This window comes from Amphibacillus xylanus NBRC 15112 (genome assembly GCF_000307165.1).
GTDB classification, from domain to species: Bacteria; Bacillota; Bacilli; order Bacillales; family Amphibacillaceae; genus Amphibacillus; species Amphibacillus xylanus.
Genome location: NC_018704.1, coordinates 1,868,224 through 1,881,780, shown reverse-complemented (window position 1 = coordinate 1,881,780; position 13,557 = coordinate 1,868,224). Strand labels below are relative to the sequence as shown.

The window sequence follows — 13,557 nt, the reverse complement described above, 5'->3', positions numbered from 1 at the left end:
TGAATTATTCACTGTACTGAAGGGTTTAATCGCTAGTTTCAGGAACAGGAACACTTTCTAAGATTGTCTGCTTTATCAATACAATACCAAGAGTAACTTCGGACAATTTATTGCCATTGAGATGAATAAATGTCCGAGGCCGCCCCCATGTCGACCAATTTTTAATTTATATGGCCAAAATCTGTCCGATGTCGACGTTACTTCGGACAAATTCACTCAACATTCTCAAAAATCTGTCCGACCTTTAAGAAAAAAACAATAATAACCAAAATGCTTTCTAACTCTAATGGTTTCTCCGTCTCATAAGGTATTAATATCCATGAATTAACATATGTTTTTTAAAAATTTTATTGACCTATTTTAATATTCCCCCTCAATCCCACACATACTACTCCAAACAGATTCTTCTGATCAAATGTGTTTAACTTTAATGGATAACGGTTAAATCAATAACATGGATTCTTATTCGTTTTCAAATTCATTTTATGAAAAATGTGCTTATCAGATCGAAGGAGGCTAAACAATGAAATATAAAGATACAGTAGACAAATTACTTGAAGTCGTTGGTGGTAAGGAGAATATTCAAAATTACGAGCATTGTGCCACAAGGTTAAGGATCATCTTAAAAGATGATCGTAAGGTGAATAAGGAAGAGGCTGAGGCGATTCCAGAAAACAGGGGTTATTTTTTCAACACGGGTCAGCACCAGTTTATCTTTGGAACTGGGAAAGTAAATGCTGTTTATCAGGATTTAGATAAAGTGATGAGTGGTGCTGAGTCTGATGATCATCAACGTGCAAATTTTAAAGAAGATATATACAAGAATCTAAGTCCTGCGCAACGAATTGTTAGAACTTTAGCGGATATATTAGTTCCACTCATTCCAGCATTAGTTACGACAGGTTTATTAATGGGACTTAGGGGACTATTGATTGAGCTCGGTATGGATATGTCTGGCACGTGGCTATCTATTTTTGAAATGCTAACAGATACGGCTTTTGCATTCTTACCAGTATTAATTGCTTATAGTGCGACTCGTAAGTTTGGTGGAAATCCAATTATTGGGATTGTGGTGGGGTTAATGATGGTTGCACCTCAGCTTCCTAATGCTTGGGCGGTGGCCGGGGGTAATGCAGAACCGCTTAAATTATTAGGTGTATCAGTTGTAGGCTATCAAGGTTCAATTATTCCAGCAATCGTTGCAGGTTGGTTAATCTCAAAATTAGAAAAATGGTTGAGAAAAGTCGTTCCACAAATGCTTGATTTAGTCGTTACACCATTTGTTAGCTTAACTGTTACGATCTTTATTATGTTACTAGTTTTGGGACCAATCCTTCAAATGCTTGAAACGGGCGTAATTAACTCAATTGTATTATTAGTTGAGGCTCCGCTAGGAATTGGTTACATTATCTATGCAGGATTCCAGCAGTTATTAGTTATTACTGGTCTTCATCATTCATTAAGTATTATTGAAATTAGTTTATTAAATAATACAGGTGTAAACGTGTTAAACACACTTGGAACGGCAAGTATGGCTGGACAGTTTGGTGCTGCGATTGCTGCAGCTTTATTAATCCGTAATAAACTGAAGCGAAGCAATGCATTATCTTCAACAGCCTCTACTTTATTCGGAATTACTGAGCCATTATTATTTGGTGTAAATTTACGTTCGATTCGGATCTTTATTTCAGGTATGATTGGCGGTGCAGCAGGTGGTTTACTCACATCGATTCTGGGTCTAGCCGCGACAGGAATGGGTATTACCTTTGTACCAGGATTACTTTTATATACAGCAAGTGCTTGGACATTCATTCAATATATCCTTGTGATCGCTGTTTCTTTTGCAGTCGCATTTATCCTTGTACGCCTGCAAGCTAAGACGATTAAAGAAGATCTTAATTAAAGCATTTTTATAGAAGGGAGTACACGATGAATCCTCTACATCATGAATTAAAGCATTTATATGAAAAAGTTAAACAAGATACACTAATAAAAAATAACGAAGAAGACTATTGGCGTTTAAGCTATCATGTCATGCCACCGATTGGTTGGTTAAATGATCCAAATGGCGTAATGCAATATGATGGTGTCTATCATTTGTATTATCAATATTCACCTTACAACGCTAATGGTGGATTGAAATATTGGGGACATCAATCATCTAAAGATCTAGTTCATTTTAAAGATCATGGTATCGTGCTCTATCCAGATCAACCATATGATCTTCATGGTGTATATTCGGGTACTGCTTTTGTAGAGGATGGTAAGGTACATTATTTTTATACGGGTAATGTGAAGCACTTAGGAGAACATGACTATATTACATCAGGCCGTGAACAAAATACGATATATGCGATCAGTCATGATGGCGGATTTACGATTGAGAAGGTTGCCTGTGTTCTACATGCAAGTGACTATCCAAAGGAATTTAGCCAGCATATTCGTGATCCGAAGGTTTTTAAACATGCAGGAATCTATTATATGTTGTTAGGTGCAAGAGATTTGAATAGTCAAGGTCAAGTAATTGTATACAAGTCTAAGGATTTAATAGAGTGGAACTACCATGGCGTTTTTGCTGGGCCAATTGATGGATTAGGCTATATGTGGGAATGTCCCGATTACTTTGAAATTAATGATACAGCACTATTAATCATCTCGCCTCAAGGCGTTGAGTCTGAAGGTTATGCCTGTCAAAATATTTACCAAGCAGGCTACTTATTAGGTGAATTTGATGATTCGAAGATAACATTTATCGCAGAAAGTCAATTCATTGAACTAGATCGCGGATTTGATTTCTATGCACCGCAAACATTTGTCGATCGAAAGGGACGAAGAATTTTATGGGGGTGGATGGGGCTTCCTGATGAATCAGGGGTTATCACGAATCCAACGGTTGAGAAAGGTTGGCAACACGCGATGACATTACCAAGAGAGCTAACCGTTGAAAATGGTCAGTTAAAACAAAGACCACTACCTGAATATAAAATGCTTCGTCATGATTATTTTACTGATACACTTCAGTTAAACGGTCAATATCAACACGAGCAATTACGCGGTGATGTTTTTGAATTGATCATTTCAATTGATCATCTCGAAGCGGATCTTGAGATTAGCTTACGGCAAGATACTGTGCTTTATTATGATCAACAAGACGAGCTGCTTCATTTAAAGCATGGCAAGTCAGGTTATGGTAGAGATCAACGTACGATTGAATTAGCCGAACTTCATCAATTGCAGATATTTTCAGACCGTTCATCGCTTGAAGTGTTTGTAAATGATGGTGACTATGTGTTAACAACAAGAGTTTATCCAGATCAAGGTCAAGATAATATCACTATTAACGGATCTGCTAGAGTAACAATCAAGAAGTGGGTGTTAAAGTCGTTAACTTCATAAAAAGTTCAAGCCTCTAATAAGTAAAGCTATACTTATTAGAGGCTTTTTGTTCGTAAAATGGGTCGATATCCCGTTATTATAGCGATCACTTAATAAACAAGGATGAGGAATTTAAAATAAAGGGTTTTCCATATTTAAAAAAATGTTATAATGGTAGCCATATATTAAATGAATAGGGTGTCATGTATGTTAAAGATAAGAGATATTGAAATTGGTAAAGGAAGACCGAAGATTTGTCTCCCTATTACTGGAATAAATCTCGATGAAATTAAAGAACAAGCAATACATATTAGTAAATTAAATCCAGATCTTGTTGAGTGGAGAGTGGATTTTTTTGAAAGCTTAGATATTATTCCGGCATTAGAAGTGATTCGTAATCATATTGGTCATAAGCCATTAATTTTCACCTTCCGAACAATTAATGAAGGAGGCCAAAAGCAGATTACAGATCAAGAATATTTAATGATCAACGAACGCGCGATGATGTCAGGGTTAATCGATTTAGTTGATATCGAGTTGAAGCTACCTGTAGTTATCCGAAATCCACTCATTGCAAAAGCGAAACAACAAGGAATTGCAACAATTATTTCTAATCATGATTTTGATAAAACGCCTGCACAAGAGGAAATGATTAATCGATTAAGAGAAGCGGAGTTAATAGGTGCTTCAATAGCCAAATTAGCTGTGATGCCAAAGAATAGTCATGACGTTTTATCAATACTGACTGTTACAAATAAAATGAAAAGTATTTTAAAAATTCCTTTAGTTACAATGTCGATGGGCGGCATTGGTTTGATGACAAGATTATCAGGTGAGCTATTTGGTTCAACGATAACATTCGGGTCTGCTGGTCAAGTTTCGGCACCAGGTCAAATTGATTTTACTAACTTATCGACAGTATTAGATATCATTCATGAAAATATCACAAAATAGTCCAAAAGTACGAGTCTGATTTTCCGGCTCGTACTTTTTAAATTGTAATGAAAAAGAAGGTTTATTTTCAAAAATGAAATATTCTTGTAACAATTCTATCATAGTATTGAAATTTATCAGTGTTATACTTGTTTTGCTAGTTAAATTGAGTTAATTATTGATTTGAAACTAATAGTTTAGTATAAATCTTAATCAAATTATACATATGAAAGCGAGTGGAGCTGCGTGAGCTGTAGAAAAGGTTTTTTTAGTTTATTCTTAGTCCTAGGTATATTTTCCTTATTTGTTTTTTCACCTGATAGTGTACATGCAAGTAGGGAATCAGAATTAAGACAAGAAAGATCTGAAGTTCAATCAGAACTTAATGAGAAGCGAGAAGAATTAGAGAACATGCAAGCTGAACTGGTTGAATTAGAAGAAGAGATTAAGATTATTAATGAGATCATTGAATCTAATGAGAAAGAAATTAAGAAAACAGAAGCAAGTATTGAAGAAACAGAAGCAGATATTGCCGAGTTAGAATTAGAGATTGAGCAACTTGAAATCGATATCCAGCGTCGACATGACATATTAAAAGATCGCGCATCAGCTTTACAAAAAAGCGGTGGTGCAATTAGTTACATAGACGTATTATTTGGCGCTCAAAGCTTCACTGATTTAATTGACCGTGTATCGATTGTTACACGAATTGCACAATCTGATCAAAACTTAATCCAACGCTTACAGGAAGATCAAGATCAAGTTGCTGCACAAAGACAAATAGTTGAAGAGAAGTTAGTAGAATTAGAGGATGCTAAATTAGAATTAGAGCATATTCAAGAGCTTACTCTTGAGCAAAAAGAGCAAAATGAAGCTAAGCAAAAAGAGTTAGAAGAGAAAAAGGCTAAGAGTGAAAAGCTAATTGAAGAACTTGAAATAGAAGATCGAGAATTAGAACAAATGATTGAGCAAGCAAAACGAGCAAGACAGCAACAAATTGTTCAATATAGCAGCAATAGTAGCAACGAGGCAACAAGTGCTCACGTAGGAAATCCTGCTTCAGTATCAGGAAATCTAAGCACGATTATCAATGCCGGAAATCGCTATTTAAATGGTAATACGAGATATAAAGCAGCTGGTGGTCGAACAGCTTACGATATAGAAAATGGTTTATTTGATTGTTCTGGATTTGTTGCATGGGCATTCCGCCAAGGCGGTGTAAATGTTTCAGCAAGTACAGCTGGTTTATCTGTTACAGGAACTAAAGTTTCAACTAGTGAGATGAAGCCAGGTGATATTGTCTTCTTTAACACGTACAAAACAAACGGTCACGTAGGTATTTACCTAGGTAATGGACGTTTCATCGGTTCACAGTCATCAACTGGTGTAGCGATTGCGAATATGAACGATAGTTACTGGTCACAACGATTTACAGGACATGTACGTCGAATTGTTGAATAATAATAAATTAAAAACTTTTACTCAATTACTTGAGTAAAAGTTTTTTTGCTTTCTATTTAAGCATTTTTAAAAAGGATATAGACAGGATTAAAAACTAACCGAGAGGACAAAGGTTAGTTAATAAATTTATTTTGTGAGGAAGAAGCATTATTGATCACTGTTTTTATCATCCTCATTGAAATATTTTTCTAATGAAGATAATAATTTTAGCCAAGTTTGATGGATAAGTTCTGATAGTCGCATAATGAGTCTATCCCTTCTATATAATATAATAAACTTTAGAATAGAAAATGTTTAACATTACGAGAAATTGGTTATATATCTTGTTATAATGATAATTTTTAAGAGGAGGAGATGCTGTTGTTTTATATTCATTTGCATGTGGCAAGTTGGTTCATTGCATTAATTTTATTTTTTACGAGCTGGTATTTGTTAAGTATAGACAAACAGCAACCAGCAAAAATTGCACATTCTATTAATCGCATTATTTTTCTAGTTATATTCTATACTGGCTTTATCCTGATATATCGTTATACACAAGCACCTGTATGGGAAAATTTCGGCGCTGAGGCAGTTGTAAAAGCAATTGGAGGCGTATATCTTGTTTGTCTAATGGAATGGTTAATTAGCCGCTTTCAAAAAAAATTACCATCACGTGGACTTGTTATACAGTTTTTCCTCGTATTATTGATGGTGCTTGCGTTAGGTTTTGGCCGATTACCGTGGGGCTTTTTACCCTAATCGTGTTACTATAGCTTATGAACAAATAAAAAAATGGTGAGTCGTATAAATTACGACTCACCATTTCTATTTATTATTGAATTTTTGAATTTGAGAAGAATAAAGCAATTGTACCTGGTCCTGAGTGTGCACCAATTGTTGCACCGACCATTCGAATTTGAACGTCTTTAACTTCAAAACGTTCTCTAATTAAGTCGGCTAACTGATTTGCTCGCTCTAAATCGTCACCGTGACTAATGCCAATTGTTTGATTTTTAAAATCAGTACCGCGCTCTTCCATCATATCAAGAATACGTTGAAAGACTTTTTTCGATCCTCTTACTTTTTCTAATGGCACTAACTTTCCATTTTCCACATGCAGGATAGGTTTGATTTTAAGTAATGTTCCAATAAAAGCAGCGGATTTTGTTACACGGCCTCCACGTTGTAAATATTCAAGTTCATCAACAGTAAAGATGTGCTCCATATGGTCAGCATAGTACTGTGCATTAGCTGTAATATCTTCAAGTGAATGGTTTTCCTGTGCGAGTTGAGCAGCTTTTAGGACGACAAGTCCAGCTCCGAATGATGCACATTTTGAATCGAGCATCTTTAATTGCCAATCTGGATACTGTTCTAGTACCTCTTGGGCAGCAATAGTTGCTGATTGATATGTTCCAGATAATTCTGATGAAAATGCAATGTACAATGTTGGTTTGTTTTGCTTAGCATATTTCATAAAAACTTCTCTAAATTGTTCTGGTGTCGCTTGAGAAGTTTTCAGTGTCTTGCCATTGCGCATTTCATCATAAACAGTTTTTGCCTTAATACCTTCACCGTCAGAATAGTGTTTGTCATCCATTACGACAGCTAATCTGACACATTCTATGTTGTATTTTTTATAATCTTCAGCGTTTAAATCACTAGCCGAGTCAGCAATAATTTGTACGTTCAAAAAAATCCCCTCCAATTATTGTAGATTAACATAAGTATAGTTGCTTCTCAATTACCTCTAGTTTATAGTTAGCATTGCCATTCGTCAAAGTATTTTTACATATTTCAAAAAAACATTTAAAAAAAGTGGATTCTTTCGTATGATTAAGTTGATGATATGACTGGAAGGTATCTTTTTAGTCGGTTAACGGAATAGGAGGAACAGTGATTATGTTTCTATTGGAAGCAAAGCGAATTTCGATCGTTATTATAGGTGCGTTGATTAATGCACTTGCGTTAAATTTTTTCTATATTAGTGCTGATGTGTATGCGAGTGGTTTTACTGGTATGGCTCAATTACTTGCAACATTCTTCTCGACACATCTTAATATCACATTTATTACGACGGGGATTTGGCTTGTCATTTTAAATATTCCAGTCATTTTATTAGGCTGGTTTAAAGTTGGTCGGCATTTTACAATCTACAGTATCTTATCCGTTGCTGCGACAACTATATTTCTAGAGTTTATACCTGTTTTAACAATTTCAGATGATATAATGTTAAATGCTGTATTTGGCGGTGTCATCGGTGGTTTTGGTGTCGGTATTACATTAAAATGGGGTGCTTCAACGGGAGGCTCTGATATTTTGGCAATGGTGATTTCACGTGTTAAAGATAAGCCGATCGGTGTTTACTTAATGTTAATCAATGGTGTGATTATCTTTCTTGCCGGTATTTTAAATGAGCCAGAGAACGCATTGTATACTTTACTCGCTTTATACGTGAGCACACGTGTAATTGATGCGATTCATACACGACATGAAAAAGTAACAGCCATGATCGTAACGAAAAAAACAGACGAGCTACAAGCAGCGATTCAACAAACAGTCCATCGTGGTATAACTATTTTGCCAGCTAGAGGGGCGTATACGAAAGAAGATAAATCAATGCTTGTCATTGTTATTACTAGATACGAGCTTTATGATTTAGAGCGTATTATTAATGAAGTCGATCCAAATGCGTTTACTAACGTGGTTGAAACAGCAGGTGTCTATGGCTTTTTCAGAAAAGATCCAAATTAAATTATATTGGAAAGATCACTCATCATTTAATTGATAAGTGGTAAAGAAACGAATATTAATAAATGAACCCCGAACAGTATTTTTTATGTTCGGGGTTTGATTCATTTGATATCATATTGTTATCTTATCTACTGGAAAAATGTTAATAACCATGTGCAGTCATAACCGCTTCAACTTTTGGAATAATCGTTTTCCAAGATACTGTCTCTTTTTTAGTAATTGTGATAAAAAATTGATAACCAAAAACATTATCGACTTCAACTAATTCCATTAGTTCATTTAAAATGGTGTAGTCACTTGTCTCGCCTGGTCGAACCGAAACACTTTTGTCACCAGGGAAAATTTGCTTATCAGAGACAAATTTCATTGCATTTGGATTTGGTGTCGCTTCAGTAATGACAGCCATTTATATTCCTCCTTAAAAAATCTCACTTACTAGTCTAGCAAATCATTGGTATAGAATAAAGGAATTAAGCCGATCAGCTTAAATCAAAATACTTTTCAAGGAAAACGGCAACACCATCTTCTTCGTTTGTAGTAGTTTGATAGTTTGCAATTTCTTTTAGATGATTTGCGCCATTTTTCATTGCGACGCCGATTCCGGCAGATTTAATCATTTCAAAGTCATTATCCTCATCACCGAATGCGATGATCTGTTCTTGAGCAATGTTATAGTGTTGTGCAATGCGACTTACTGCAACACCTTTATTCATCCCCTTACGAACAACTTCAATCATATTCCATGGCGCTCCCCAATGTCTATGCTCAATTACTTCGGCATGATTTTGCTCTAGATTTTGTCGTAATCGCTCGACTTGATCTTGACTCGGATGAATGATTAATGATGTTGGGTCAAGTGTTAGCTGACGATTAAGCTGACCAATTTGAATTTGATTTTCTTCCTTTTTTATATGAAATATTTTCATAAATTCTTCATCATAGCGGTCGATATAGACGTTGCCAAGGACTTCAGCCATCATGTTATTTACACCTAATTGATAACATGTCCTTATCACAGCTTGAGCTGTTGGTAACGGTAGTGGCGTATGAAGCGCTTCCCACTTTTTATCGGTAGGATGATGTAAATAAGCACCGTTAAAATTGACCATCGGTGTATCAAGATTTAATTCATTGTAATATGTTAGACTCGCTCGATCTGGACGTCCAGTTGCAATGACAACGATATGTCCAGCTGATTTTATTTTATTAATCACATATTTAGTTCGATCTGTTATTGTTTTGTTATCTGTTAATAAAGTACCATCTAAATCAAGTGCAATTAAATGTCGTTTAGTATTCATATCGACTCTCCTATCTTTAATATCATATTTTAATCAAGTTTACTAAATCTGTAAAGTTAAGAATCTGAGTTTTATAGTGATTAGCTTATTTTGCATTTTTAAGGAAATATAGCTATCCTTATATATAGAGAGTAGAAACATAAAGAATAGGATGATGACAGTGATTCAGATCAAACATGAGATTTGGGAAGGCATCCCCTTATTGATTTGTGCTAAAACTAATCTAGCTGACGAGCCATTGCCTACCGTCGTGTATTTACATGGTATTACAGGTGCAAAGGAAGATAATCTTTCGATTGGCTATTTATTAGCTGATAGAGGTTTTCGTGTTATTTTACCTGATGCTGAATTTCACGGCGAACGTACGCATGCAAATATAGATAATGTCGAGCTGCATTTTTTCGAAATTGTTCAAAAAGGTGTGTTCGAATTAAGCGTAATTTATGACAAGCTGAACCAAGCGGACTTAATTAGAGATCATTCATTTACATTAGCAGGTACAAGCATGGGTGGGATTACAACTGCTGCAGCATTAACTCAATATCAATGGATTTCAAATGCGGGTATTATGATGGGGACAGCGAGGCTTCATGACTTTTCTAAGGCAATGATCGATAAAGTTATCGCAAGAGGTATTGAGTTACCTGTTACTAAACAACAGCTTGACGAATTACTAGCAAATATAAAGCATTATGATTTATCGCTAAACATCGAGCAATTAAATAATCGTCCATTATTTATCTGGCATGGTGAGGAAGATTTGGTCGTACCTTATCAACATGCCATTGAATTTTACCATCAATTGAAAGAGACACAAGTTGATGCTAAGACGATTACGTTTGTTTCTGAGAAAAAAACTGGCCATAAAGTAAGTAGACGAGCAAGACTTGCATTAACGGATTGGATCACGGCAGTTCAGCAACCAATCAAGCAAGAACGTTAATAAAATATCTATCTAAATAGGGATCGACTTTATTTTTTATACTCTTTTGTTTATAATGAGGCTATACTAGGTTTAGCTTACTAAAGAGGAGAGTGAAATAAATGGATGAAGCATTAAAAGAGAATTTAATCGGTGCTTTGGAAAATGTGATTGATCCTGAGCTCGGTATCGATATAGTAAATTTAGGTCTCATTTATGATGTTGATTTAAATGAAGAAGGAACTGCGATTGTAACAATGACGCTTACGGCTATGGGCTGTCCACTAGCAGGCCATATTGAAGCAGATGTAAAAGCAGCTTTATCAGATATTCCTGAAGTAAAAGATACGCAAGTGAACATCGTTTGGTCACCACCGTGGTCAAAAGATAAGATGTCACGCTATGCAAAAATTGCATTAGGCATTCCAGATTGATAATAAAAACGGATTAGCATATGAAACGGGTTGTACAATATATAACGTTGGTGAGTTTGAAAACTTACTAACGTTATTTTTTTATTTTAAGTATATTTAATTTTATAACTCATGTTATAAACCGCAGTTAGCCGAACCTCCGCGTGCCCGCGGAAAGCGAGTGTATTTCACCTGCGGTGAACAAATTGTATCTTTATTAAAACTAAGAGAAATTTATTCTCGACTAATTATCAAACCTACCAACACTATTTAACATTGAACCTTATAAAAACGGATTAGCATATTAAGCGCTAATCCGTTTTATTAATTTAATCGATTGTACATAATTCAATTGGGCAGTTTTCACAGTTAATTGCTTTTCTTAAAGTATCTAATTCTAGTATCGTAATTAAGCCGTGCTCAATTTGAATTACATTATTCCGTCTTAATTCGGTTAATTGGCGATTAACTGATTCACGAGTGGTTGCACAAAAATTAGCGATTTCTTGATTAGTTAAGTGCTTATTTATCAATATACCATCTTCAGTCTCTTGACCATAGCTATTAGCTAAACGAATCAGTGTCGAGTACAGTGCGCCTTTTTTTCCGTATAACAGTAAATCTCTAAATCTCAGTTGGTCTTTTCGTTGTTGTAAACTGAAATAACTTAGTAACTCTATCATAAGCTGCGGCTTTAATTGCAATTGATCAAGTAGTTTTTCTTGATTGAAAACTGCTACCTCACCAGGTTCTGTTATTTTCCCATCAACGAGATATTGAGTAGACGCTTGACCAGTAGTAAACTCTCCTACGAGATCATTGGGGCCACAATATCTAATTGTTAATTCACGTCCATCAGATGTTGTCTTACCAATTACCACTTGTCCAGAAATAATGAGATAAAGCTCATTTGCTACTTCACCTTGACGAAATAGATAAGTATCTTTGTATATCGGTAAATAGTAATCAGGCTCTTTCATTAATTCAAGTAATTTTTTTGCTAAATCTTTATTTTTCGTTAATGGATTCATTGTAAAAACTCCTATTTAATGACGGATAACAAGTTTAGAGAATGACAAATGCGATTGTCCCGACTATAAAACAGTAAATTGAGAAATAAATTAAATTTCCTCGAGCCATAATATTCATAAACCAGCGAAGTGAGAAGAACGTTGCCACACCTGCTGTAATAAATGCAATTAAGTATAGTGGCCATTGTGCAAGAAATTCAGTAGATAAAAAGCTGTCTAGTGATAATATTGTTGAACCTAAACTTACCGGAATAAAAAGTAAGAAAGAAAAGCGTAATGCTGTTTTTTGTTTCATGCCAAGTAGCATGGCTGCAACTAATGTAGCTCCTGATCGGCTTATTCCAGGTATAAGTGCAACGCCTTGAGCTAGTCCAACGATGATTGCATCTTTCAAAGTTAATTCTCCATCAGACTTTCTTCCGCGTAAATTTCGAATTACCCAAAGTGCAATCCCAGTAATAATTAAAGAAATTCCAACCATTTTTGCTGTACTAAAAATTTGCCCGATTTGATCCTCAAATAAAATACCAAGAACGCCTGCAGGAATTGTTGCAACGATTAAATAAAGAATAAAATTAAAGTCATCTTTTGCCGCTTCTTCCTTTTTAAATAAATATTTGAAACCATTTGATGCAAGTCTTACAATATCATCCCAATAAATAATGATGATAGCGATTAATGAAGCAAAGTGCAGCAAAATTTCAAAAGATAGATCTTCCATCTTAACACCGAAGATGTTTTGCAGCATGACTAAATGCCCGCTAGATGATACAGGTATCGGTTCTGTAAATCCTTGGATAAAACCTAAAAATACGTACTGAATAATAGTCATTAATTTTTCAAATAAATTCATTTATATTTCCTCCAAAAATTCTTTTTTAATCACACAATCAGCTTTTGGGCATAGGCTATTGATGAGAACGGGAGGGAGCGCTATGCAAAAATATTTTTATGATGTATGTAAGAAACATATGAATCAACATGTATTGCTTCATACGACTACGGGCGAACAGATTGGTGGCGTCATTACAAATATTGACGAACAAAATGTCTATTTAACTGTATCTGCAAGACCAGATGAAATCTCTGATCAAGATAGACAATATAATCCTTATGGGGGTGGTCCTCAACATCCACCGAGACCACGTCCACCTTACGGACCAGGAGGGAATCCATACCATCCGGGTCCAGGACCAGGGCCAAGACCACGTCCACCATATGGCGGATATCCACCATACTATCCAGGGTATCCACCTTATAATCCAGGTCCACAACCAGGATCACCAAATCAACTTATTATCCCATTAGCTGCATTAGCTGCGATTAGTTTATTACCATTTATTTAATTAATGACCTCTTGCTTTTTGAGCAAGAGGTATTTTTTA

General features: G+C 35.3%; 14 protein-coding genes. 9 read left to right on the top strand and 5 right to left on the bottom strand.

What is annotated here, in order from left to right; genetic code table 11:
• Positions 1 to 523: 523 nt before the first annotated feature.
• From AXY_RS09235 to AXY_RS09215, 5 genes are all read left to right on the top strand, one after another.
• Positions 524 to 1,903 (top strand): PTS transporter subunit EIIC, encoded by a 1,380-nt coding sequence (locus AXY_RS09235; RefSeq protein WP_015010540.1) that lies wholly within the window; start codon positions 524 to 526, stop codon positions 1,901 to 1,903.
• A gap of 26 nt (positions 1,904 to 1,929) precedes the next feature.
• On the top strand, positions 1,930 to 3,396 hold the full coding sequence (locus AXY_RS09230) for a glycoside hydrolase family 32 protein (RefSeq protein WP_015010539.1): 1,467 nt from the start codon (positions 1,930 to 1,932) through the stop codon (positions 3,394 to 3,396).
• Between the two features lie 186 nt (positions 3,397 to 3,582).
• The gene (gene aroD / locus AXY_RS09225; RefSeq protein ID WP_015010538.1) at positions 3,583 to 4,329 is read left to right on the top strand and encodes a type I 3-dehydroquinate dehydratase; all 747 of its coding nucleotides are present in this window, start codon (positions 3,583 to 3,585) and stop codon (positions 4,327 to 4,329) included.
• Positions 4,330 to 4,554: 225 nt separating this feature from the next.
• A complete protein-coding gene (locus tag AXY_RS13085) occupies positions 4,555 to 5,769 on the top strand; it encodes a C40 family peptidase (RefSeq protein WP_015010537.1) in 1,215 nt (404 codons plus the stop codon).
• Positions 5,770 to 6,129: 360 nt separating this feature from the next.
• Positions 6,130 to 6,510: a YisL family protein gene (locus AXY_RS09215; protein WP_015010536.1), complete on the top strand. Its 381-nt coding sequence runs from the start codon at positions 6,130 to 6,132 to the stop codon at positions 6,508 to 6,510.
• A 73-nt stretch (positions 6,511 to 6,583) separates the two neighbouring features.
• Here AXY_RS09215 and AXY_RS09210 read toward each other — a convergent pair whose 3' ends face one another.
• Positions 6,584 to 7,444 (bottom strand): DegV family protein, encoded by an 861-nt coding sequence (locus tag AXY_RS09210; RefSeq protein WP_015010535.1) that lies wholly within the window; start codon positions 7,442 to 7,444, stop codon positions 6,584 to 6,586.
• Positions 7,445 to 7,653: 209 nt separating this feature from the next.
• Between AXY_RS09210 and AXY_RS09205 the strand changes: the two genes are divergently transcribed.
• Positions 7,654 to 8,505: a YitT family protein gene (locus tag AXY_RS09205; protein WP_015010534.1), complete on the top strand. Its 852-nt coding sequence runs from the start codon at positions 7,654 to 7,656 to the stop codon at positions 8,503 to 8,505.
• A gap of 142 nt (positions 8,506 to 8,647) precedes the next feature.
• Here the strand turns inward: AXY_RS09205 and AXY_RS09200 are convergent, their stop codons facing one another.
• Positions 8,648 to 8,911 carry a NifU N-terminal domain-containing protein gene (locus AXY_RS09200; RefSeq protein WP_015010533.1) on the bottom strand — a complete coding sequence of 88 codons (264 nt, stop codon included), beginning with the start codon at positions 8,909 to 8,911 and terminating at the stop codon, positions 8,648 to 8,650.
• Between the two features lie 73 nt (positions 8,912 to 8,984).
• Positions 8,985 to 9,806, bottom strand: a complete 822-nt coding sequence (locus AXY_RS09195) for a Cof-type HAD-IIB family hydrolase (RefSeq protein ID WP_015010532.1) — start codon at positions 9,804 to 9,806, stop codon at positions 8,985 to 8,987.
• A 160-nt stretch (positions 9,807 to 9,966) separates the two neighbouring features.
• Here AXY_RS09195 and AXY_RS09190 point away from each other — a divergent pair, with 160 nt between their 5' ends.
• Positions 9,967 to 10,749 carry an alpha/beta fold hydrolase gene (locus AXY_RS09190; protein WP_015010531.1) on the top strand — a complete coding sequence of 261 codons (783 nt, stop codon included), beginning with the start codon at positions 9,967 to 9,969 and terminating at the stop codon, positions 10,747 to 10,749.
• A gap of 101 nt (positions 10,750 to 10,850) precedes the next feature.
• Complete coding sequence (locus AXY_RS09185; RefSeq protein WP_015010530.1) at positions 10,851 to 11,162, top strand: metal-sulfur cluster assembly factor; 312 nt, start codon at positions 10,851 to 10,853, stop codon at positions 11,160 to 11,162.
• 308 nt (positions 11,163 to 11,470) lie between these two features.
• Here the strand turns inward: AXY_RS09185 and AXY_RS09180 are convergent, their stop codons facing one another.
• Complete coding sequence (locus tag AXY_RS09180; protein ID WP_015010529.1) at positions 11,471 to 12,172, bottom strand: Crp/Fnr family transcriptional regulator; 702 nt, start codon at positions 12,170 to 12,172, stop codon at positions 11,471 to 11,473.
• Between the two features lie 34 nt (positions 12,173 to 12,206).
• Complete coding sequence (locus AXY_RS09175) at positions 12,207 to 13,025, bottom strand: undecaprenyl-diphosphate phosphatase (protein WP_015010528.1); 819 nt, start codon at positions 13,023 to 13,025, stop codon at positions 12,207 to 12,209.
• A gap of 82 nt (positions 13,026 to 13,107) precedes the next feature.
• Here AXY_RS09175 and AXY_RS09170 point away from each other — a divergent pair, with 82 nt between their 5' ends.
• A complete protein-coding gene (locus tag AXY_RS09170) occupies positions 13,108 to 13,518 on the top strand; it encodes a hypothetical protein (RefSeq protein WP_015010527.1) in 411 nt (136 codons plus the stop codon).
• Positions 13,519 to 13,557: the final 39 nt, after the last annotated feature.